The sequence below is a fragment of the Ephemeroptericola cinctiostellae genome (assembly GCF_003339525.1).
GTDB classification, from domain to species: Bacteria; Pseudomonadota; Gammaproteobacteria; order Burkholderiales; family Burkholderiaceae; genus Hydromonas; species Hydromonas cinctiostellae.
This window is the reverse complement of the sequence record NZ_CP031124.1, coordinates 2,123,291-2,146,242: the sequence shown is the minus strand read 5'-3', so window position 1 is coordinate 2,146,242 and position 22,952 is coordinate 2,123,291. Positions and strand designations below refer to the sequence as shown.

Below are 22,952 nucleotides of genomic sequence, written 5' to 3'. Positions count from 1 at the left end.
TGGATGTGAAAAAAGAGCGATGGACTGCTCTTTTTAAATGAATGCATTGTTTTTTAAAAATGCTTTATGTGGGTGTGCGTGCACATCAATGCAATTGGGCGGCGGCTTTTTGAGCTGCATCAGGTTCAAATAAACCGTGGATTTGCGCTTCGTTCAAAATGTACTCTTGCCCGCAAAAATCGCAAGCAACATCAACTTGCCCATTTTTTACCATACTCAGTGCCTCTTCTTTACCCAGCATGGTGAGCATGTTGCTGACTTTTGTGGGTGAGCAGGTGCAGCCAAATTGGCAATCTTGAATCGTATGTTGCTCGATTGGGTACTGCCAGAACAGTTGATGCAAAATGGTATCGCTCGGCGTATTTAATAGTTCGTCATCAGACAGTGTTTGCGCGATGTGATTGAGTTCATCCCAGATGTGAGCGTTATCCTCAGTGTTGCTGCCGCCATGCAATGGCAGTTTTTGAAGCAGTAAACCCGCGCAACTTTCGTGTGTTGAAGCGAGTTGAATATGGGTGTCCAGTTGTTCGGATGAATGCATGTAGTGCATGAGCACTTCGGCCATGGTGTCGCCATCCAAAGGAACAATGCCTTGGTACGGCTGCTGACCTGGCATTTTGTCGTTTGGATCCAGTGTGATTGCAAAATGTGCTTGACCATTGCCATTGATGAGTTGTTTTAAACCCATGTCGTCTGTCACTGTGATGTGTTCACGCAGTTTTGCAGTGGCTCGAACGGTGAGGTCAGAGCGGCATTCCGCCACCAGCAGTTGAATTGGTCCATCACCGTGAATCTGCATGATGAGGCTGCCATCAAATTTTAGATTGGCTGAAAGCAAAACACTGGCGGCAACCATTTGTCCAAGCAAGCGTTCGACTGCTGCGGGATAGTGGCGTTTTTGATTGGTTGATAGCAGTGTTTGCCAAGTGTTTGGCAGCTGCACGAGTTCGCCTTTAACAGGTGCGTTTTGAAATAAAATGCGGTGTAGGGTGTCTTGATTCATGCTGTGAGTAAGGTATTTAGATTTTTAGGTGTTAATGAAAAATGAACGCCTATTTTACGCCAGTTTCAGTTTGTAGGTGATGTTAGGGAAATATGAAGCAAACATGGGATGTTTTTTGTAAGGTCGTTGATAACTTTGGTGATGTGGGGGTCTGTTGGCGATTGGCTCGACAATTGGCCAAAGAGCATGGTGTGGCAGTGAGGCTTTGGCTCGATGATTTGGAGGCTTTGGCTGCCATTTGGGCAGGGGTGGACGCGGGGAAGTACACGCAATCGATTGAAGGCGTGACTTTGGCTGCTTGGAGTGATGGCACTCAATGGTCGGATGTTCAAGCGGCCGATGTGGTTGTCGAGGCTTTTGCTTGTACCATCCCTGAAGGATATGTCGATCAAATGCTTGTAAAAAAACAAAGTGGGGTGGCGCCGCGCTGGATTAACTTGGAGTATTTAAGCGCAGAAGCGTGGGTTGATGGTTGTCATGGCATGCGTTCACCGCAGAACAATGGCTTGATGAAGACATTTTTCTTTCCTGGGTTTACAGCAACAAGTGGTGGCTTACTCCGAGAAAACAATGCATTCACAAAGCATCATGCACAGACACAGTTAACCACTTGGATGCGCTTAACAGGATTTACTGTACAAAATGAAGCTTTAAAAGTAGTGCTTTTTGGATATGATCACATGCCCTTGTTGGGGTGGCTGCCTTTGCTGATTGAATCGGATGCTCCTGTTCAACTGGCAGTGACGCATGGTAAAGCAACCACGGCTGTACGTGCTTTTATAAATGAACACGCCCCTTTTTTGCATCAAAAATTAAGCATTGAGTATTTACCCATGTTGAAGCAAGATGATTTTGATCTGCTTCTTTGGGCGGCTGATCTTAATTTCATCCGCGGTGAAGACTCGCTCGTGCGCGCCTTATGGGCAAAAAAACCATTTATTTGGCATATTTACCCGCAGCACGATGGTGTTCATCTTGACAAGCTTGAGGCATTTGTTGAGCGATACTGTCAAGACAGTGAGTCCCCTGAGGCGCTTCAGGCGTGGGCGGATCTTCAATGGGCATGGAACCTCAAACCCAGTGCTATGCTCAACGGTGAGGCGTGGTTGGGATTTGTTGAAAGCCTCGACGCCGTTCAGCGTCATGCAGAAGCCTATTGTGAGCAGCTATGTCAAACTGACGATTTGGCGCAACAATTGATGCAACATGCGGCCGCGCCACTGGCATAAGTGAATAAAGTTCGATATAATGGCGCGTTTAGTTTTTAGCAAAATATTTTGCAAATATTGGTAAATCAAATTAGAACTTAAGGTGTTTAGATGAAAAGTGCTCAAGAATTACGCGTAGGTAACGTGTTTATGCAGGATGGCGCGGCGAAAGTCGTATTGAAAACCGAATACAGCCGCTCAGGTCGTTCGGGTGCTGTGATTAAAATGAAAATGAAAGATTTGTTGACTGGCGCAGGTGCAGAGACTGTATACAGCGCTGACGACAAGTTTGATGTGGTTATTCTTGATAAAAAACGCGTGACGTATTCATACTTTGGCGATCCAATGTATGTCTTCATGGATGAAGAGTATAACCAGTACGACATCGAAGCAGAAAGCATGGGCGATGCGCTTAATTACCTCGAAGATGGCATGGTGTGCGATGTTGTGTTTTACCAAGAGCGCCCAATTTCTGTTGAATTAGAGACGACCATTGTTCGTGAAGTGACTTACACTGAGCCAGCAGTAAAAGGCGATACATCGTCGGGCCGAGTGCTTAAAGGTGCTAAATTGGCAACTGGTTATGAAATCCAAGTGCCTTTGTTTGTTGATACGGGCGATAAGATTGAAATCGATACGCGTACAAATGAATACCGTTCACGTGTGAAGTAAGTGAATCGGTTGATTGTTCGGGTTGATAAAAAAAACGACGCATCCAGCGTCGTTTTTTTGCGCTTGCTTTGAATGCATATGAGTCCATTCAAGTAGGTGTTATAGAGAAACTCGTTTTTGTAATTATTGAATGGATTTATGTTGGATAAATGCTTTTGAAATTTATTAATAAAGTTGTTGACATGTAATTGATAAGTGTTCATAATCTCGTTTCTCTGCTGCTGAGGCGGCGAGACAAGCGGTGTGAAGGGTTGGTTGGGTGTTCGAGTTTGTTGTTGATGTTAAAAAATAAACTTAAAAAAATGCTTGACGAACTGGTTTGAATGCTTCATAATCTCGCTTCTGTGCTGATGACGGTGCAGCGAAAAAGAGCCAAGGTTCTGCTTCGGAAAGACAAGATCTTTAAAAATTAACAGCCGATAAGTGTGGGCGTTTGTGGTGTAGTCGAGAGCTTAGGTTCTAGACGTTAAACCATAGAGGCTCATACTTGACGAAACAAAGCAATGAGAATGGTGTTAAAGCCATTTGAATTAAAATGTCAGTCAATACTTGAGTAGCCGTAGCGATACGGCAAATGCGAAAGCAATGAATTAAACTGAAGAGTTTGATCATGGCTCAGATTGAACGCTGGCGGCATGCTTTACACATGCAAGTCGAACGGTAACAGGAAGAAAGCTTGCTTTCTTTGCTGACGAGTGGCGAACGGGTGAGTAACACATCGGAACGTACCGTTAGGTGGGGGATAACTACTCGAAAGAGTGGCTAATACCGCATATAACTATGGTTGAAAGCAGGGGACCTTCGGGCCTTGCGCCAAACGAGCGGCCGATGGAAGATTAGCTAGTTGGTGAGGTAAAGGCTCACCAAGGCGACGATCTTTAGCGGGTCTGAGAGGACGATCCGCCACACTGGAACTGAGACACGGTCCAGACTCCTACGGGAGGCAGCAGTGGGGAATTTTGGACAATGGGGGCAACCCTGATCCAGCAATGCCGCGTGAGTGAAGAAGGCCTTCGGGTTGTAAAGCTCTTTTGTTAGGGAAGAAAGCCTGACCACTAATACTGGTTGGGGATGACGGTACCTAAAGAATAAGCACCGGCTAACTACGTGCCAGCAGCCGCGGTAATACGTAGGGTGCAAGCGTTAATCGGAATTACTGGGCGTAAAGCGTGCGCAGGCGGTCTGATAAGACAGTCGTGAAATCCCCGAGCTTAACTTGGGAACTGCGATTGTAACTGTCAGACTAGAGTGTGTCAGAGGGAGGTAGAATTCCACGTGTAGCAGTGAAATGCGTAGAGATGTGGAGGAATACCGGTGGCGAAGGCGGCCTCCTGGGATAACACTGACGCTCATGTACGAAAGCGTGGGGAGCAAACAGGATTAGATACCCTGGTAGTCCACGCCCTAAACGATGTCTACTGGTTGTTGGGGATTCATTTCCTTAGTAACGAAGCTAACGCGTGAAGTAGACCGCCTGGGGAGTACGGTCGCAAGATTAAAACTCAAATGAATTGACGGGGACCCGCACAAGCGGTGGATGATGTGGATTAATTCGATGCAACGCGAAAAACCTTACCTACCCTTGACATGCCACTAACGAAGCAGAGATGCATTAGGTGCTCGAAAGAGAAAGTGGACACAGGTGCTGCATGGCTGTCGTCAGCTCGTGTCGTGAGATGTTGGGTTAAGTCCCGCAACGAGCGCAACCCTTGTCGTTAATTGCCATCATTAAGTTGGGCACTTTAGCGAGACTGCCGGTGACAAACCGGAGGAAGGTGGGGATGACGTCAAGTCCTCATGGCCCTTATGGGTAGGGCTTCACACGTCATACAATGGTCGGTACAAAGGGTTGCCAAGCCGCGAGGTGGAGCCAATCCCATAAAACCGATCGTAGTCCGGATTGGAGTCTGCAACTCGACTCCATGAAGTCGGAATCGCTAGTAATCGTGGATCAGAATGTCACGGTGAATACGTTCCCGGGTCTTGTACACACCGCCCGTCAAACCATGGGAGTGGGTTTCACCAGAAGTAGTTAGCCTAACCGCAAGGAGGGCGATTACCACGGTGGGATTCATGACTGGGGTTAAGTCGTAACAAGGTAGCCGTATCGGAAGGTGCGGCTGGATCACCTCCTTTCTAGAGATAGAAAAGCCATAAACGTCCACACTTATCGGAATGTTAAACAAAAGAACAGTAAATCCTAATGGGGGATTAGCTCAGCTGGGAGAGCACCTGCTTTGCAAGCAGGGGGTCGTCGGTTCGATCCCGTCATCCTCCACCAAGAATGTTGGATCGAAGACGGGTCTTTAGCTCAGTTGGTTAGAGCACTGTGTTGATAACGCAGGGGTCGATGGTTCGAGTCCATCAAGACCCACCACATGACTGTTCTTAAAGTATTTATTGTTGTTTAATTTCGACTTGTCTTATTCCAAGTGAATCATTAAGTATCCGCATTGACAAGTGCTGATGCTTAATCCTTTACGAAGGATTATAGCGCAAACGCGCTGGCAGCAATGCCCGGCTGATCTTTAACAACTAGAAACCAAGCAAATTTAACAGTGATAATATGATGTGTTCAAGGAATTGAATGCATGTTTTAACACGGGTTAGATTGCATCAAAATAAAGTAGTTCTCAAGAAGTAGTATGAAGAATACGACGTCGATTCAGCAATGAATTGGCACTTGAAATTACGGCAAACAAACCGACACACATACTCATGTAAATGTGTGTGTCAAAACTAGTGCGAACACTTTATGACCTGAGCGATCAGAGTTATAAGGTCAAGTGACTAAGTGCATGTGGTGGATGCCTTGGCGATTACAGGCGACGAAAGACGTGATAGCCTGCGAAAAGCTCTGGGGAGGTGGCAAATAACCTTTGATCCAGAGATATCTGAATGGGGAAACCCAACCCTTAGGGGTTACTGCTGACTGAATACATAGGTCAGTGGAGCGAACGCGGAGAACTGAAACATCTAAGTACCCGTAGGAAAAGAAATCAACCGAGATTCCCAAAGTAGCGGCGAGCGAAATGGGACCAGCCGTGATGTGATATAGGATCAGTTAGTAGAATGGAATGGAAAGTCCAGCTATAGAGGGTGATAGCCCCGTATACGAAAACTCAACCTAGGTACTAAGCATCAGACAAGTAGGGCGGGACACGAGAAATCCTGTCTGAATATGGGGGGACCATCCTCCAAGGCTAAATACTCGTAATCGACCGATAGTGAACCAGTACCGTGAGGGAAAGGCGAAAAGAACCCCGGGAGGGGAGTGAAATAGATCCTGAAACCGCATGCATACAAACAGTAGGAGCGGACTTGTTCCGTGACTGCGTACCTTTTGTATAATGGGTCAGCGACTTACGTTGTGTTGCAAGCTTAACCGAATAGGGGAGGCGTAGCGAAAGCGAGTCTGATAAGGGCGACAGTAGCACGGCGTAGACCCGAAACCAAGTGATCTATCCATGGCCAGGATGAAGGTTGGGTAACACCAACTGGAGGTCCGAACCCACTAATGTTGAAAAATTAGGGGATGAGCTGTGGATAGGGGTGAAAGGCTAAACAAACTTGGAGATAGCTGGTTCTCTCCGAAAACTATTTAGGTAGTGCCTCAAGTATTGCTTACGGGGGTAGAGCACTGTTATGGCTAGGGGGTCATTGCGACTTACCAAACCATGGCAAACTCCGAATACCGTAAAGTATGAGCTTGGGAGACAGACATCGGGTGCTAACGTCCGGTGTCAAGAGGGAAACAACCCAGACCGCCAGCTAAGGTCCCCAATATAAGCTAAGTGGGAAACGAAGTGGGAAGGCTAAGACAGTCAGGAGGTTGGCTTAGAAGCAGCCACCCTTTAAAGAAAGCGTAATAGCTCACTGATCGAGTCGTCCTGCGCGGAAGATGTAACGGGGCTAAGCTTATAACCGAAGCTGCGGATACGTGCTTGCACGTATGGTAGGAGAGCGTTCTGTAAGCCTGTGAAGGTGCGTTGAAAAGCGTGCTGGAGGTATCAGAAGTGCGAATGCTGACATGAGTAGCGATAAAGGGGGTGAAAGGCCCCCTCGCCGTAAGCCCAAGGATTCCTACGCAACGTTCATCGGCGTAGGGTTAGTCGGCCCCTAAGGCGAGGCAGAAATGCGTAGCTGATGGGAAACAGGTTAATATTCCTGTACCATTGTATGATGCGATGGGGGGACGGATCGTAAAAGGTTATCCAACGGTTGGAAGAGTTGGTTTAGGTGATGTAGGCGAGCGTTAGGCAAATCCGGCGCTCATTAGCCAAGGTCATCGATCGAGTGATTTAGGTCACGAAGTAACTGGAAGTGATTCCAAGAAAAGCCTCTAAGCTTCAGTCATACAAGACCGTACCGCAAACCGACACAGGTGGGCGAGATGAGTATTCTAAGGCGCTTGAGAGAACTGCGGAGAAGGAACTCGGCAAATTAATACCGTAACTTCGGGAGAAGGTATGCCCCAGTAGCGTGACTTGAACAAAGAAGCGTGAAAGGGTCTCAGAGAAATGGTGGCTGCGACTGTTTAATAAAAACACAGCACTCTGCAAACACGAAAGTGGACGTATAGGGTGTGACGCCTGCCCGGTGCTGGAAGATTAAATGATGGGGTGCAAGCTCTTGATTGAAGTCCCAGTAAACGGCGGCCGTAACTATAACGGTCCTAAGGTAGCGAAATTCCTTGTCGGGTAAGTTCCGACCTGCACGAATGGCGTAACGATGGCCACACTGTCTCCTCCGCAGACTCAGCGAAGTTGAAATGTTTGTGATGATGCAATCTCCCCGCGGCTAGACGGAAAGACCCCATGAACCTTTACTGTAGCTTTGCATTGTATGTTGAATCGTTTTGTGTAGGATAGGTGGGAGACTATGAAGCTTTGGCGCCAGCCAGAGTGGAGTCAACCTTGAAATACCACCCTGAATTATTTGACGTTCTAACCTAGGCCGCTGAATCGCGGTTGGGGACAGTGCATGGTAGGCAGTTTGACTGGGGCGGTCTCCTCCCAAATTGTAACGGAGGAGTTCGAAGGTACGCTTAACACGGTCGGACATCGTGTGTAAAGTGCAATGGCAAAAGCGTGCTTAACTGCGAGACTGACAAGTCGAGCAGGTGCGAAAGCAGGACATAGTGATCCGGTGGTTCTGAATGGAAGGGCCATCGCTCAACGGATAAAAGGTACTCTGGGGATAACAGGCTGATACCGCCCAAGAGTTCATATCGACGGCGGTGTTTGGCACCTCGATGTCGGCTCATCTCATCCTGGGGCTGTAGTCGGTCCCAAGGGTATGGCTGTTCGCCATTTAAAGAGGTACGTGAGCTGGGTTTAAAACGTCGTGAGACAGTTTGGTCCCTATCTGCCGTGGGCGCTGGAAATTTGACGGGGGCTGTTCCTAGTACGAGAGGACCGGAATGGACGTACCGCTGGTGTACCTGTTGTTTCGCCAGAAGCATCGCAGGGTAGCTAAGTACGGAAGAGATAACCGCTGAAAGCATCTAAGCGGGAAACTTGCCTGAAGATAAGATTTCCCAGGAGCTTGACTCCTTTGAAGGGTCGTTCGAGACCAGGACGTTGATAGGTTGGGTGTGGAAGTGCAGTAATGCATTAAGCTAACCAATACTAATTGCCCGTAAGGCTTGACCTTATAACTGTGGTTGTTCCAGTATAAGCGTCGCACTAATCGATGATCGAAAGATCACGGTTTGTTTGATTGATGTAATTTAACTCGTTAAAACCCATCCTAATCAGATGGATGTCACTGTAAATATGCTTAGTTTCTAGTCTGTTGGACGAAAGTTCAACAAAAGACGCCCGATTTTATGTTGGCTGTTTGAGGTTTCAACTACTCATAACAGGCAATGCAGGCTTTGCCTGACGACCATAGCAAGTTGGTCCCACTCCTTCCCATCCCGAACAGGACAGTGAAACGACTTAGCGCCAATGATAGTGCGGATTCCCGTGTGAAAGTAGGTCATCGTCAGGCTTTATATACTAAACCCCAGCTCTTTGAGCTGGGGTTTTTTTATGCGCATTTGAAACCATCAGATGCAACCCAATAAACCGTCCATTTGCTGTGTTAGAACAAACCAAGGTCACAGCAAGCCGTGCTCAACAAGGCTGTAGGCGGACTCGCCTTCGGCTGTGATGAGTATCAAGCCACTTTAGTTCTTCAATTTGTTTTTAATTAAATTGACGCATGTCTTTTTTTCCTGATAAACTCAATCCTGTGATGTATATGAGGCAGTAGTTTTTTATAATAAATTGGAGAGTGTTTTTATGCGTAAAAAAATAGCTTTGGTTTTAATGGTGAGTGGTTTGTGTGGCCTGAATGCATTTGCTAAGGGCAATGTCACGGATACAAATGGTGATGGTGTATTTAGTCGTGATGAAATGATTGCAGCAGGTGTGCAACGTTATGAGAAAAAATTCTCTAAGGCAGATGTAAATGCAGATGGCAAGGTTACCTTAGATGAGATTTCAGGTAAAAAGTTATCTGTTGCAAAATCTGCGGATCAGAACAAGGATGATGTGATTACCCGCGAAGAAGTCAAAGAACATGTGACAAAATCCATTGATAAGCGTTTGGCGAAAAAGGATATCAATAAAGATGGTATGCTGTCAAAAGAAGAGCGTAAACAGAAAAAAGCACTCTGATTATTTTGATGGATGTGTTTTCATTTAAAAACCGCTTTTAGCGGTTTTTTTCATTTCAAAATAAAAAATAATGTTTTGAGGTGCTTCTTCTTAATTGAAAAGAATCCCTCTGTAACCGCATAATACCAACTCTAAATGGCTGTAAATCCAATGTCTGATGACGTCAACCTGCCCTCATACCCACCACTATTTGATCCACTTGCTTTTGTGGCGACTTTGCCTCATTTGCCGGGTGTGTATCGTCACATAGGTGAACATGATGTTGTGCTTTATGTGGGCAAAGCAAGAGATTTGAAAAGGCGTGTCGCCAGTTATTTTCAAAAAACTGGGGCAATGAGTCCACGGATTGCTTTGATGGTGAGTAAAGTGGTGAGGGTGGATGTGACCATCACGCGAACAGAAACTGAGGCTTTGCTTTTAGAAAACAACCTGATCAAGACTCTTGCACCACGTTATAACATTTTGTTTCGTGATGACAAATCCTATCCTTTTTTAAAAATGACGGGGCATGCCTTTCCGCGCATGGTTTATTATCGAGGTGCAGTGGATAAAAAGCACCAGTATTTTGGGCCTTTCCCGAACGGTTATGCGGTAAAGGAAAGCATTAAGTTGCTTCAGAAGGTTTTTCGTTTGCGGACGTGTGATGAGTCGGTGTTTCGTAACAGGTCTCGTCCATGTATGTTGTACCAAATTGGACGCTGCAGTGGGCCGTGCGTGGGCTTGGTTTCAAAAGAGGATTACGCGGCGGATGTGTTGGCCAGTGTGAAGTTTCTTCGTGGCGAATCGGATGAGGTGTTGCAGGATTTACAGAATAAAATGATGCTGGCTTCCGCGACTTTGAATTTTGAACAAGCGGCTTTGTTTCGCGATAAAATTGCGGCCTTGTCTCACATGATGACTCAACAGTCTGTTGAAAGCCGTGGTGACGATGTTGATGCGGACATCATTTCAGTGGCATCCAGTGATGCGCGTTACTGTGTGAATTTAGCAATGGTGCGCGGTGGGCGACATTTGGGCGACAAAGCTTTTTTTCCTCAACATACTCAAGATTGTACATTGCAAGATGTGATGGATGCATTTGTGCTGCAACATTATTTGGATGATGATGCACCACGCATGGTGATTACGGATATGTTGCCGAGCGATGAGGCGCAAACGGCGTTACATGAAGCTTTGGATAGAAAAACAGCTTGGATTAAGCAGCCGCACGGCCAGCGAAAAATTTGGTTGGGTATGGCGCAACACAATGCGCAGCTGGCCTTATCTCGACGCATGCAAGAGTCATCCAGTGCTAAATTACGGACTAAAGACATGGCTGATGTGCTTGGTATTGAGGAGGTTGAAGGGGAGAGCACATTGGAGCGCTTGCGCATTGAATGCTTTGACATCAGTCATCATTCAGGTGAAGCGACCCAAGCATCTTGCGTGGTGTATCACCATCACGCCATGCAAAATGGTGAATATCGCCGCTACAAAATCACAGACATTACGGGGGGGGATGACTATGCGGCGATGAAGCAAGTGCTGACACGTCGTTATGAAAAGATCATCACGGGTGAGGGGGTATTGCCTGATGTGGTTTTAATTGATGGTGGTAAGGGACAGGTTTCAATGGCAAAAACTGTTTTTGATGAGCTTGGACTGGATGTAGGTTTATTGGTCGGTGTGGCAAAAGGTGAGGGACGTAAAGTTGGGCTGGAAACTTTGATCTTTGCTGATGGACGTGCACCTGCAAAATTAGGTAAACTGTCACCTGCGCTGATGTTAATTGCTCAAGTGCGGGATGAAGCGCATCGATTTGCCATTACGGGCATGCGCGCTGCCCGAGCCAAGAGCCGGAATGTCTCTCGTCTTGAAGAAATGGAGGGCATTGGTGCTAAACGCCGAGCGGCTCTGCTGCAACGCTTTGGTGGCATGGCGGGTGTTAAGAATGCCAGCATCGAAGACTTGCAACAGGTTTCTGGTATTTCTGAGCGATTGGCGCAAGAGATTTATAAGCAGCTGCATGAGGATGCAGTGCTGAAAGAGGATGACCTATAACACTGTTGAACTGATTTATCATTCACTCGTGAGAACGTGTGAATGCAATTTTATTGAGAGATTATGCCTTTTAACATTCCAATTTTACTCACATGGGCACGTGTGATTGCAATTCCGCTTTTGGTGGCGATCTATTATGCACCATTTGATGGTTTCACAAATTCTGCACGTGATGCTTTGGCCACCCTTTTATTTGTTGCCGCAGCTGTGACCGACTGGCTTGATGGTTATTTGGCGCGTCGTTGGAATCAAACCAGTGCATTTGGTGCTTTTTTAGATCCCGTGGCAGACAAATTATTGGTTGCGGCGTGTTTGATTGTGCTTGTGCACAATGCACGGGTGCATGGCTTGATTGCTTTAATCATCATTGGGCGAGAAATCACGATTTCAGCATTGCGTGAATGGATGTCTTCAATTGGTGCGCGCGCAGCGGTGGCAGTGAATAATTTGGGCAAATACAAAACAGCTGCGCAAATGACCGCTTTACCCATGCTTTTATTCAATGGTTTTGTGTTTGGCATTGACACCCGTTTTTTTGGAACGTGGTTGCTGTATGTTGCCGCTGCATTAACAGTGGTTTCTATGGTGGTATACCTCAAAGCAGCATGGCCTACCATTAAGCAGCATGCATAGATAGTGCCGAGTATAAAAATCGCATGAAAATATAAAGCCATGCTTTTGCCATTGGCGATGCATGGCCTTTTGCACATAAACGAGTTAATTCTTTCAACACACAGTGCGTTGATGGAATGCCTGTGCCCCGTAAAAAATCAAATATAAAGAACACAGCATGAGTCAAATCATCCAGTTTTACCCACAAAAAACGGTGCAGTCCCACATCAAAGCGGTCACATTGACCGCTTTGCCGCCTCTGGCCTTATATGTGCATGTCCCGTGGTGTGTGAAAAAATGTCCATATTGTGATTTTAATTCACATGAGCTGAAGGGGGACATTGAGGCATGGGAAGCCCCTTACATTGATGCACTGCTGAAAGACTTGGAGCATGCTTTGCCCTTGATTTGGGGACGGCGTGTGGTCAGTGTCTTCATCGGTGGTGGTACGCCCAGCGTGCTGTCGGCGAAAGCCATTGACACACTTTTGGCGGGTATTCGTGCACGCATGCCTTACCTGGCGGACATGGAAGTCACGATGGAGGTGAATCCAGGTACATTGGACAACACCAAGTTAAAAGGGTTTCGTGATGCAGGGGTGAATCGAGTGTCGCTGGGCGTGCAAAGCTTTGATGATGAGTTGTTGCTGCGCATTGGCCGCATACACAACGGTAGACAAGCCCGCAATGCACTAGAAACGGCGTATGCTTTATTTGATAAGGTCAACTTGGACATTATGTTCGCTTTGCCTGAACAAAGCTTTGCTCAGTTACAAAACGATGTGGAGACTGCGCTCACTTATGCCCCGACGCATTTGTCTTATTATCACATGACCATTGAACCGAATACTTATTTTCATCGCTATCCGCCGAAAACACCCGATGATGAACTCGCGTTGGACATGCAAGAGTTCATTGAAACCTCTCTCGCTGACGCAGGAATGCGCCATTACGAAGTGTCTGCTTATGCGAAAGCGGGTCACGAGTCACAACACAACAGCAATTACTGGCGTTTCGGTGATTACCTTGGCATTGGTGCGGGCGCACACAGCAAGATCAGCAGTCACGATGGCATCGTCCGCCAAGCGCGCTATAAACACCCGCAAGCCTACCTCGATGCGATCGCCAAAGGCGATGGCATCGAAACCAGTGAGTCTTTAAGTGCGGATGATTTGCCTTTTGAGTTCATGCTCAATGCTTTGCGTTTGCGTGAAGGGGCGAGTTTGAATGATTTTTATGCGGCCACAGGATTGGGCTTGATGGATTTACAGCCCGCACTGTTGCAGGCGCAAGAAAAAGGCTTGATGGAAAAGCAGCACGACATTTTGCGTGTGACCGATTTGGGCTGGCGTTTTTTGAGTGATGTGCAGGGGATGTTTTTAAAATAAACAGTCATAAGCAGCCTTCATCACAACTTTAAGCTGAGGGAAAGCTGATCCATTGCGGCTTTTACAAGGTCATCCACACCCCATCCCGCAACACCTCGGCTGCACCAAACTTCGATTTGTACGACATCTTCTGGCAATCTTCAATCCAGTATCCCAAATACACATACGGCAAACCCATGCGCAGGGCGAGCTCAATTTGCCACAGCACATTGTATGTACCGAGTCCACTGTAGTGTGGATCGGTTTCAAAAAAAGTATAAACGGCAGACAGGCCAAGGGTGGTTTGGTCAATTGCGCTGACCATCACGAGGCGGTTGTCATTCTGAGTATCGCGGAATTCGATGAGCAGGCTGTTGACTTGACTTTTAAGTAAAAATTGACGGTATTGCGCTTCGTCATCTTGCGCCATTTCACCCTCGCTGTGCCGCGTATTTTGGTAGTGTCGATAGAGCTTAAAGTGTTCATCGGAAAACGCCAAATCGTGGACGCTGATGGCGAGTGTAGACCAACGGGATTTGGCACGGCGTTGGCTGCGGCTGGGTACAAATTGATCAACCACGATGCGCATGGATTGACAAGCGGTGCAATGGTGGCATTTGGGGCGATAGACGTACAGACCACTGCGGCGGAAACCTTGATCAAGCAGATTTTGGTAATTGCCGGCATTGACCGCATCGGCGGGGGCGATCATTTGCGAACGTGCACGTTGTTGCGGCAAATAGCTGCATGCGTATTCGCCCGTTTCATACAATTGCAAGCGCGTAAGGTGTTGGTGGTCGTCGGTGTTCAATGTGTGGAATGCATCCAATGGGAAGTCAAAAAATGGTTGAAGGCGTGTGTGAGTTGGTTAAAGATAAAAATTCAACAAATTGTCTTGCGCAGCCATTTTAGCCCAATCGATGGATGCGTGCTGCATGAGCTGAGCAGATTCTCTAAAAAATTGTGCACGCGAAATGGGTGCGCCGCCGAGGCGAGTGAGGTGCTCGGTTTCCTGCTGACAATCGATGATCTTGAATTGTTCTTGCTGAAGGTATTTAACCCAGCATGCCAATGCCACTTTTGAGCCATCGGTGATGTGGGTGAACATGGATTCGCCAAAAAACATGTGACCGATCAAAACGCCATATAAACCTGCGACGAGTTGTTCGCCTTGCCACACTTCGACGCTAACGGCGTGATGTTGATGGTGCAAATCAACATAGGCTTGGGTCAGTTCAGGGGTGATCCAAGTGCCATCTTGACCATTGCGGGGTGTCTGTGCACACGCGGCAATCACCTGTTCAAAGTCATGGTTGAGTGTGACGCGCATGTCATATTTTGGGCTGCGTGCCCATTGTTTGAGGCGTTTTCTCAGAGAAGGTGAACAATTGAAATGGTCTAAAGGCAAGACCATGCGTGGATTTGGGCTGTGCCACAGCACAGGTTCACCTGCGCTATACCATGGAAATAAACCACGTTGATACGCTGTTTTGACCCAATCCGCACTGATTTCGGTGCTCGCACCGAAAATGTTTTGAAAGTTGGGTGCACCGCTGAGAATGGTGGTGTGGCTGGGTAAATCTTGTGGCGTGGTGATGTATGGAATGTGCATGGACATTGGCTTAAATCTCAGCTCACAGTCAGTGTACGGACATGGTGATGGGTGTTGAACTCACCACGTGTGGCATCGGCAATGAACGATTGCAATGCGACGCGGACGCTGTTAAAGGCAAGCTCTTGCCACGGAATTTCATCATGGGCAAACAAAGCGACGGCCAATGTTTCATGCCCTGCGGCAAAATCATGATCACGCAATTGGGCGCGAAAAAAGATGTGAATCTGCCCAATGTGCGGAATGTCCACTAAACTGTAAACGGGCTCAATCAAGTCAACAGTGGCGCATGCCTCTTCAAACGTTTCACGCGCTGCGCCTTGAGCCAAGCTTTCCCCGCATTCCATAAAGCCTGCTGGTAACGTCCACATGCCATATCCGGGTTCAATGGCGCGTTTGCACAATAAAATTTTATCGCCCAAAAAGGGAATCGTACCGACGACGCACTTGGGGTTGTCATAATGCACGGTGGCGCACACCGTGCAAACTGCACGCAAGCGGCTGTCATCGGGCGGGATGCGATACTCAATGGCAGAGCCACATTGGCTACAAAATTTAATGGTGGGCGTTAAAGAATGAGGTTCAGTCATGGTGAAAGGCAATGAAAAAAGGCAAGGCTTATTGTGCCATAGTGGGCAAAAGTTTGTGTGATAATGCGCTGTGGTTTGGTTTAAACGCATTAAAAAGAAAGTGAACATGAAGAAAATCAAACAAGTTTTACTGTGCGTGACGGTCTGCGCATCATCCCATGCTTTTGCACTGGATGACACCCTACAGAATCGAGAACGAGAAGCCATGCGCTATGAGAACAGCTTGGATATGGAGTCATTGCTCAATGGCATGTACAGTGCGATGGCGAGTCAAATGCCGAAAAACTCGCCCTTGAATGGTGTCATGATTCAATTTGTCCGTGAAGAAATCATGAGCGACACAGACTTGAGGCGAATCGTGCATCAGATGAATGTTAAACATTTCACAGCCAATGAGTTAGACGCTTTGGCTAATTTTTATGGCTCTCCTGAAGGCGTGTCGATTACCCAAAAAACACCACACATCATGAATGCGGTTATGCAAGAGGTTCAACCCTTGATGCAACAACGCATGCATGACAAGATGCCCGTGCTGCAACAGCGCATTAAGGCTTATCTTGCAGATCATCCCGAAGCCAAACCAAATGTATCGAAGTAACACAATAGATAAGGATAAATAATGCCACTTGACCCAGACATGGCCGATTTGCTGGATCGGATCAACCGCGCAAAAGCACCTGAATACCCCGAAATGGGGGTTTTGCTCGCCCGTCAATTTGTGGATGCAAATTTACCCGTGATTGATGTGGCCCCCATGCCTGTGCACTCGGTGCAAGACATCACGGTGGATGGTTGGCAAGGGGCAGATTTAGCCGCACGTTTGTATGTGCCGAGTGAACCGATTTGGGCGAAACCGATGCCTGTCTTGTTGTGGTTGCATGGCGGTGGATTCACGATTGGCTCGTTGAAAAGCTATGATGCGGTGTGCCGTACCTTGTGCGCTCAAGCTGAGGTGGCGGTATTGTCCATTGACTACCGCCTGGCGCCTGAGCACAAATTCCCAACTGCGGCGATGGATGCATTGTCGGCTTACCAATGGTTGCTGGCGCATGCGGCGGAGCATGGCTTGGATGCCCAGCAAATCATCATCGGTGGTGACAGCGCGGGCGGGACATTGAGTGCGGCCACGTGTTTGCAAGCGCGTGATTTGGGTTTGCCACAACCGTTGTTGCAATTGTTGATTTACCCTGGGACATGCGGTTTTGGTGAAACGCCTGCTTATCAAACCTATGCCTCAGGTTATCGCTTGACCAAGCCGATTATTGATTGGTTTTTTGGACATTATTTGAATTCAGATGTGGATCGTCGAGACATTCGTTTTGCGCCGCTGTATGCGGACAGCCATGCCGGTTTGGCACCCGCATGGATTGCAATTGCCGAATACGATCCCTTGGCTGACGATGGACGTTTGTATGCTGATAAATTAAATGCCGCAGGCACACCCGCTGAATTGATACAGTACGATGGTGTGATTCATGGTTTTTTAAATTTTGGTGGGGTGCTGAAACGGCCGCATGAACTGCATCGTGACATGGTTCAGGCGATGCGGCAGGTGGTGTCATAAAACTCATTTTGAGTGAGAGCTGAATTTTACCTTCTTTGGTCAACCGTATCTTTTAAATTTAAAAACTGAGCGTTGAAAAAAAGCCACTTTAAAGTGGCTTTTTTATGTTTTTACGACTCGTCGGATTCATCTTCTTCTGGGGGCATTTCCTGCTGGGCTGCAGATTTGCCTTCGATTGCCTCTTTAATCACTTGGAACAGCTCTCTAAATGATTTGGGTGGTTTTGCTTGCTCATGTTCTTTGCGGGCGTTGCGCACCAAGGCACGGATGTGTTGCACGTCTGCATTTGGGTATTCATTGAAAAAGCGGGTCACGGCTTCATCTTTTTCAATCAATTGCAAACGTGTGCGCTCAATGCGATGCAGTTTCGCGGTGGCTTCAGCGTTGACACCGTTGAATTGATCGAGTTTTGAACGGATGGGTTCTTCATCTTCGCCGCGCATGATTTTACCGATGTATTGCATTTGGCGACGGCATGCGCCGTGCGAGGTCAGGCGTTTGTATTCTTTGATGGCATCGCGCAGCTTGTCTGACATGGGTACTTGAGCGAGTTGATCTTTTGAAAGCTCAGTCAGTTCTTGACCAAGCTTTTGTAGGGCGGTCATTTCTTCTTTACGGGCGGTTTTACTGATGTTGTCGTCGCGTTCGCGCGAGCCATCGACTTGGTAATAGGTTTCGGTCATGGTGTGTGTGGCGTTGTTTGTCTGAAAAAAAGAGTTAAAAGCGGTATCATGACGGACACATTAATGAATCATAGAAAGCTTATGAAAGCCAGATTGGGCTTTTCGGAAAGCTTGAACATCAAAACAAAGGAATGTCATGTCGGTTAGGTTCGATTATACACGCAAGCAACTCGAAACAATGGCGCAACTGGCGTTGGACAATGCGAAAAGTGTTGGTGCCAGCGCAGCAGCAGTGGAAGTGTCAGAATCCAACGGTTTATCGGTCAGTACGCGCAATTGCGAAGTTGAAACTGTGGAGCACAATCGTGACAAAAGTTTAGGCATTACCGTCTACATGGGCAAACGCCGTGGCCATTCATCGACATCTGATTTTTCAGATGAAGCGATCGCCAGTGCTGTTCATGCGGCCTTTGACATCGCCAAATACACGGCTGAAGACGATTTTGCGGGCTTGCCCGCAAAGAAATACTTGGTGGGTAAAACGGCGGCAAAGCAAGATTTGGATTTGTTTCACCCGTGGGATGTGTCCACTGCGGATGCGATTGCTTTGGCGCAGCGCGCTGAGCGTGCCGCTTTTGCTGAATCCAAATACATTAAAAACACCGAAGGTGCGAGTGTGAACACCAGCCAAGGTCATTTTGTGGCGGCAGCAACAAACGGTTTTATGGGTGGCTTTGCTTATTCACGTCACAGCATGGGCGCGATGCCGATTGCGCAAAAAGGGCGCAACATGGAGCGTGATGCATGGTTCAGCTCAAACCGTGTGCCTGAGCAACTCGCCAGCCCTGAGCGCATAGGCGCATACGCTGCAGCTCGTGCGGCTTCACGTTTGGGGGCAAAAAAAATCAGCAGCCGCACTTGTCCCGTATTGTTTGATGCGCCTTTGGCATGTGGCTTGTTGGGCAATTTGGCACAGGCGATCAGTGGCGGTGCCTTGTACCGCAAAACATCATTTTTACTGGATGCTTTGGATAAAAAAGTATTTCCAAAACACATCACTGTGGTGGATGATCCATTCTTGCCGCAAGGCATGGGCAGCAGCATGTTTGACGATGAAGGCGTCGCCACAGAACGCCGCACCTTGATTGAAGATGGGGTGCTCAAAGGCTATTTGTTGTCCATGTACACCGCACGAAAACTCAATATGACACCAACAGGGAATGCCAGTGGTTCGCATAATTTGCGCTTGTCGAGCAGTAAAACCCGCGCAAAAGATGACTTGGGGGGGATGCTGGCCAAGATGGGGACGGGTTTGTTTGTGACTGAATTGCTTGGCTCTGGGGTGAATTACGTGACGGGTGATTATTCGCGTGGCGTGTGTGGTTTTTGGGTGGAAAATGGTGTGATTGCATATCCTGTGCAAGAAATCACCATTGCGGGTAATTTGAAGGAGATGTTCAAGGGCATGGTCGCTGTGGGGGCTGATGAGCTGGTGCGTGGCACCAAGCAAACGGGTTCCATCCTGATTGAAACCATGACCATTGCTGGATAAGTTCGTTTTAATCGCACGATCTAGGTGCTTTTTGTGGAACTCATCCTTTCGATGAATTGTGCGTTTTTCGTTTCATTTTGTTTTTTCCTGTGGCACAATGCATTTAGCCGAAAAATCGGTTTGACCCTATAAATGTGGATTTGATGGATTAGAGATTTTAAATCCACTATAAAAATTTAAATTTAAATTCTTGTGAGGAGTACACATGGAACGTCGTTCGTTTTTGAAAAAGGCAGGGGTTGCCGCAGGCGCGGGTGTTTTGGCTGCTTGTACGGGCGCTGGTGATAAAGCCGCAGGTGCTGCTGGTGGTAAGATTGAGTGGACGTTGGCATCCAGTTTCCCCAAAAATTTGGATACCATTTTTGGTGCGGCTGAAGTGTTTGCAAAGCATGTTGCGGCACTGTCAAATGGCAATTTCATCATCAATGTTAAAGCTGCTGGTGAAATCGTTCCTGGACCTGAAGTGCTCAATGCGGTACAAGCCAAAACCGTTCAAATGGGACACACCGCATCGTATTATTTCTTTGGTAAAGATGCCACATTTGCTTTTGACACGGCCGTACCGTTTGGCATGACTTCACGTCAACACACCGCTTGGATGATGTATGGCGGCGGTATGGAGTTGATGCGTGATTTTTTCAAACAACACAAAGTGGTGAATTTTTTGGGCGGTAACACGGGCACACAAATGGGTGGCTGGTACAAAAAAGAGATTAAATCGGTTGAAGACCTCAAAGGTTTGAAATTGCGCGTGGGCGGTTTTGCAGGGCGTGTGATGTCCAAAATGGGTGTTGTGCCTCAACAAATTCCTGGCGGTGAAATTTATACGGCCTTGGAAAAAGGCACAATTGATGGTGCTGAATGGGTCGGCCCATACGATGATGAGAAGCTTGGTTTCTACAAAGTGGCACCAAATTATTACTACCCTGGTTGGTGGGAAGGTGGTGCAAATTTGTCGTTTTACGTGAACGAGGAAGAATACGCTAAGCTGCCTGACAATTACAAAGCCATCATTGAAACCGCTACCATGTATGCTCACACTGACATGCAAGCCAAATACGATGCAAAAAACCCAGGTGCATTGGCGAGTTTAATTGGCAGCGGTGCAAAATTGCAAGCGTTCCCGAAAGAGGTCATGGATGCAGCTTTTGCAGCAACCAAAGAGGTGTTTGCTGAAGAATCTGCAAAAAATCCAAATTTCAAAAAAGTTTTTGACAGCTGGATTGCCTTCCGACACAATGAAGCGCAGTGGTTTGGTTTGGCTGAAAAATCGTACAGCGATTACATGACGACAAATCCTTGGAAACCTGGCGCATGATGATTGATGGGTCAATGATTTGACTTTTAAAAAACCGTTTGCACATTGCAGGCGGTTTTTTTATATCTTTTTTATACCTTCTATGCAAAATATTCACAACACAAGGTCAGCACAATCATGCTGGTGAACAGGCACACCATCCGATAACCTTGTGCACGGGTGGCTTGGTAATTGTAATAAAAGCTTTTACTTTGGTTCAAGCCTCGCGCGCGTAAACTCATCGCACCACGCTGGGCATGGCGTAGTGCAAAGACCAGCAACGGTACCCATTGTAAAAAACGTTGTCGCCAACTCAAACCACGCAGGCGTGCATTTAGGCTGATTCGTCTTGTTTCATCGCGCATCAAATCAATCGAGCCGATGCCCACCATCATGGCATACGCAATTTGCATGCTCAGCCAACCACGTTGCAACAGGTAACTGATGACGTCTCGGACATTGACCATTCTAGACGACAGCAAAGCAACCCATGTCATGGCCCATACTTTGAGGGCGATTTGGTTGGCTTTTTCAAAAGCGTCCGCTTGACTGACATCCGCCGTATGGAACAAGGCGTTGAGCAACCAAATCGAAACAGAGAGTCCCAATGCAATGAACAAAGAGTGCAGTGCGAAACGCCAACTTATCCCTTGAATCAATGCCGCAATGCACAGCGCAATCGCCCAAACCACCACTGTGAACCATTGAAAAGGCATCGCAACAGCCAGAAAAAAGACAAACAACAGCAACCACATGTGTGCATCGTGAAAGGCTTTGTGGCGAATGGGGGCGTCAATGGGAAACATGATGTGCCGTCCGAATGATGTTGAGTGCATTGTGCTGAATCAGCCACACCTGATCGGCAATGGTGTGTTGCAAGGCCGACTCATGGGTAATGACAATGACGATGTGCCCCGCACGTTTGAGAGCGAGTATCAGTCGGGTGATACGCAAAGTGTTGATGGCATCTTGCCCAAATGTGGGTTCGTCAAGCAAGACCAATGGCCGTGATTGTAAGCAAGGATAGAGCAGGGTGAGGCGACGTTTTTGTCCTTCGGACAGTTGGTGAGGAGAGCGTGCAGCGGTATGCGGTAAACCAATTTGTGCCAATGTCGTATCCATGTCAGTCACGCCCAATTGGGATAAATCTTCGGCAATGGTGTCGAAATAGAAATGGCTGTCGGGGTGCTGGAATACATAGGCCATTTCAGCGGTGGCATTTTTAACGCATGCACCATTTTTTTTGAGGAAGAACACACCAGACAGGGGTTTGTGCATGCCCGCCAATGTGTTGAACAGTGTGGATTTTCCAGCACCATTGTCACCAATGAGCACGGCACATTCGCCACTTTTCAACGAAAAATTTGCTGAGAACAATGGGTTTTTCTTATAGCCAATGCACAAATCCTGGGCGGACAGCTCAAAAGCATCGTTTAAGCGCTCAACGTACCAATCGTCGGTTGGCTGCTCGATTTCTTGTTGTACGTCCTGTGCTTGTAAAGCCATCCATTCATCGACAGGCATCGCTGTGACTTGACCTTGCGCATCAATGTGCCAGCAAATGTCTGCGAATTCAGCTGCATGAGGGTGATGATCAATCAGCACCATGCCGACACGTCGTTTCAATGATTTTAAGGTGTGGTAAAACTCATCACGCATGGCGGGGTTGAGAAAGGCCGTTGGCTCATCCAGCAGTAACCAAGTGGGTTCAGCGGCCAGTTGAGATGCCAAAACGAGGCGTTGAGCCAGACCATGAGACAGTTGAGCTGTGGCAGAAAGTTCTTTGTTTTGCAATCCAAACTCCGCCAACCAATGACGCGCGGCATGCATCGATTCAACGGTGGCGTGTTGATTTTCGAGTGTGAAAAAAAACTCTTCGCCGACGCGTTCATGAACAATCTGTGAAATGGGATTTTGTGCCATGTACATGGCGTCTTTGAACACCGCTGGATCATGGCCACTCATCTCTCCCGCCAAAAATTCGGGGTGGAAGCCTTTGAGCAAGTGCAGCAACGTTGATTTACCACTGCCGCTGCTGCCGACCAGCCAGATGACTTGATGGGGCTCGTAGGACAAGTTGTGCGATAAAGATACGCCCGCAGAAGAGCGGGCGTATGTGAAGCTGAACGATTTGAGTTCTTGCGGCAT

The 22,952-nt window shown here is 47.5% G+C and carries 17 protein-coding genes, 2 tRNA genes and 3 rRNA genes; 15 read left to right on the top strand and 7 right to left on the bottom strand.

Annotation, left to right across the window (positions count from 1 at the left end):
• Positions 1 to 85: 85 nt before the first annotated feature.
• Entirely contained in the window at positions 86 to 1,003 is a 918-nt protein-coding gene (gene hslO / locus DTO96_RS09620; RefSeq protein WP_114563293.1) for an Hsp33 family molecular chaperone HslO, read from the bottom strand.
• Between the two features lie 92 nt (positions 1,004 to 1,095).
• Here hslO and earP point away from each other — a divergent pair, with 92 nt between their 5' ends.
• The 11 genes from earP to hemW all read left to right on the top strand — a co-directional run bounded on the left by earP (position 1,096) and on the right by hemW (position 13,587).
• Positions 1,096 to 2,232: an elongation factor P maturation arginine rhamnosyltransferase EarP gene (gene earP / locus DTO96_RS09615; protein WP_114563292.1), complete on the top strand. Its 1,137-nt coding sequence runs from the start codon at positions 1,096 to 1,098 to the stop codon at positions 2,230 to 2,232.
• A 90-nt stretch (positions 2,233 to 2,322) separates the two neighbouring features.
• Entirely contained in the window at positions 2,323 to 2,883 is a 561-nt protein-coding gene (gene efp / locus DTO96_RS09610) for an elongation factor P (protein ID WP_114563291.1), read from the top strand.
• Positions 2,884 to 3,475: 592 nt separating this feature from the next.
• Positions 3,476 to 5,019 (top strand): 16S ribosomal RNA (locus DTO96_RS09605).
• A gap of 69 nt (positions 5,020 to 5,088) precedes the next feature.
• Positions 5,089 to 5,164: transfer RNA gene (locus DTO96_RS09600), tRNA-Ala, on the top strand.
• Positions 5,165 to 5,183: 19 nt separating this feature from the next.
• Positions 5,184 to 5,260 (top strand) — tRNA-Ile (locus DTO96_RS09595).
• A 403-nt stretch (positions 5,261 to 5,663) separates the two neighbouring features.
• Positions 5,664 to 8,538, top strand: a 23S ribosomal RNA gene (locus DTO96_RS09590).
• 226 nt (positions 8,539 to 8,764) lie between these two features.
• Positions 8,765 to 8,877, top strand: a 5S ribosomal RNA gene (gene rrf, locus DTO96_RS09585).
• Together the 16S, 23S and 5S rRNA genes with 2 tRNA genes alongside form the textbook arrangement of a ribosomal RNA operon.
• Before the next feature lie 293 nt (positions 8,878 to 9,170).
• Entirely contained in the window at positions 9,171 to 9,548 is a 378-nt protein-coding gene (locus DTO96_RS09580; protein ID WP_114563290.1) for an EF-hand domain-containing protein, read from the top strand.
• A 150-nt stretch (positions 9,549 to 9,698) separates the two neighbouring features.
• Entirely contained in the window at positions 9,699 to 11,588 is a 1,890-nt protein-coding gene (uvrC, locus tag DTO96_RS09575) for an excinuclease ABC subunit UvrC (RefSeq protein WP_114564016.1), read from the top strand.
• A gap of 63 nt (positions 11,589 to 11,651) precedes the next feature.
• Complete coding sequence (gene pgsA / locus DTO96_RS09570) at positions 11,652 to 12,221, top strand: CDP-diacylglycerol--glycerol-3-phosphate 3-phosphatidyltransferase (RefSeq protein WP_114563289.1); 570 nt, start codon at positions 11,652 to 11,654, stop codon at positions 12,219 to 12,221.
• A 157-nt stretch (positions 12,222 to 12,378) separates the two neighbouring features.
• Positions 12,379 to 13,587, top strand: coding sequence for a radical SAM family heme chaperone HemW (gene hemW / locus DTO96_RS09565; protein WP_114563288.1), 1,209 nt, complete (start codon positions 12,379 to 12,381; stop codon positions 13,585 to 13,587).
• A 61-nt stretch (positions 13,588 to 13,648) separates the two neighbouring features.
• On the opposite strand, the gene DTO96_RS09560 is transcribed toward hemW, so the two are convergent.
• Genes DTO96_RS09560 through DTO96_RS09550 form a run of 3 tightly spaced genes read right to left on the bottom strand, consistent with a single transcriptional unit; the run spans position 13,649 to position 15,768 of the window.
• Positions 13,649 to 14,395: an arginyltransferase gene (locus tag DTO96_RS09560; RefSeq protein WP_225972481.1), complete on the bottom strand. Its 747-nt coding sequence runs from the start codon at positions 14,393 to 14,395 to the stop codon at positions 13,649 to 13,651.
• A 39-nt stretch (positions 14,396 to 14,434) separates the two neighbouring features.
• Positions 14,435 to 15,178: a leucyl/phenylalanyl-tRNA--protein transferase gene (aat, locus tag DTO96_RS09555; protein ID WP_157964395.1), complete on the bottom strand. Its 744-nt coding sequence runs from the start codon at positions 15,176 to 15,178 to the stop codon at positions 14,435 to 14,437.
• A gap of 17 nt (positions 15,179 to 15,195) precedes the next feature.
• Positions 15,196 to 15,768 carry an NUDIX hydrolase gene (locus DTO96_RS09550; protein ID WP_114564014.1) on the bottom strand — a complete coding sequence of 191 codons (573 nt, stop codon included), beginning with the start codon at positions 15,766 to 15,768 and terminating at the stop codon, positions 15,196 to 15,198.
• Positions 15,769 to 15,874: 106 nt separating this feature from the next.
• Between DTO96_RS09550 and DTO96_RS09545 the strand changes: the two genes are divergently transcribed.
• Both DTO96_RS09545 and DTO96_RS09540 read left to right on the top strand, forming a co-directional pair.
• On the top strand, positions 15,875 to 16,366 hold the full coding sequence (locus tag DTO96_RS09545; RefSeq protein ID WP_114563286.1) for a DUF2059 domain-containing protein: 492 nt from the start codon (positions 15,875 to 15,877) through the stop codon (positions 16,364 to 16,366).
• A gap of 21 nt (positions 16,367 to 16,387) precedes the next feature.
• Positions 16,388 to 17,332 (top strand): alpha/beta hydrolase, encoded by a 945-nt coding sequence (locus DTO96_RS09540; protein WP_114563285.1) that lies wholly within the window; start codon positions 16,388 to 16,390, stop codon positions 17,330 to 17,332.
• A gap of 110 nt (positions 17,333 to 17,442) precedes the next feature.
• On the opposite strand, the gene yjgA is transcribed toward DTO96_RS09540, so the two are convergent.
• Entirely contained in the window at positions 17,443 to 18,015 is a 573-nt protein-coding gene (yjgA, locus tag DTO96_RS09535; RefSeq protein WP_114563284.1) for a ribosome biogenesis factor YjgA, read from the bottom strand.
• Positions 18,016 to 18,151: 136 nt separating this feature from the next.
• Between yjgA and pmbA the strand changes: the two genes are divergently transcribed.
• Both pmbA and DTO96_RS09525 read left to right on the top strand, forming a co-directional pair.
• The gene (gene pmbA, locus DTO96_RS09530; RefSeq protein ID WP_114563283.1) at positions 18,152 to 19,507 is read left to right on the top strand and encodes a metalloprotease PmbA; all 1,356 of its coding nucleotides are present in this window, start codon (positions 18,152 to 18,154) and stop codon (positions 19,505 to 19,507) included.
• Positions 19,508 to 19,712: 205 nt separating this feature from the next.
• Positions 19,713 to 20,825: a TRAP transporter substrate-binding protein gene (locus tag DTO96_RS09525; RefSeq protein ID WP_114563282.1), complete on the top strand. Its 1,113-nt coding sequence runs from the start codon at positions 19,713 to 19,715 to the stop codon at positions 20,823 to 20,825.
• An 80-nt stretch (positions 20,826 to 20,905) separates the two neighbouring features.
• Here the strand turns inward: DTO96_RS09525 and DTO96_RS09520 are convergent, their stop codons facing one another.
• Both DTO96_RS09520 and DTO96_RS09515 read right to left on the bottom strand, forming a co-directional pair.
• Complete coding sequence (locus tag DTO96_RS09520) at positions 20,906 to 21,610, bottom strand: energy-coupling factor transporter transmembrane component T family protein (RefSeq protein WP_114563281.1); 705 nt, start codon at positions 21,608 to 21,610, stop codon at positions 20,906 to 20,908.
• A complete protein-coding gene (locus DTO96_RS09515) occupies positions 21,597 to 22,952 on the bottom strand; it encodes an ATP-binding cassette domain-containing protein (RefSeq protein WP_114563280.1) in 1,356 nt (451 codons plus the stop codon). Before DTO96_RS09515 ends, DTO96_RS09520 begins: the two co-directional genes overlap by 14 nt.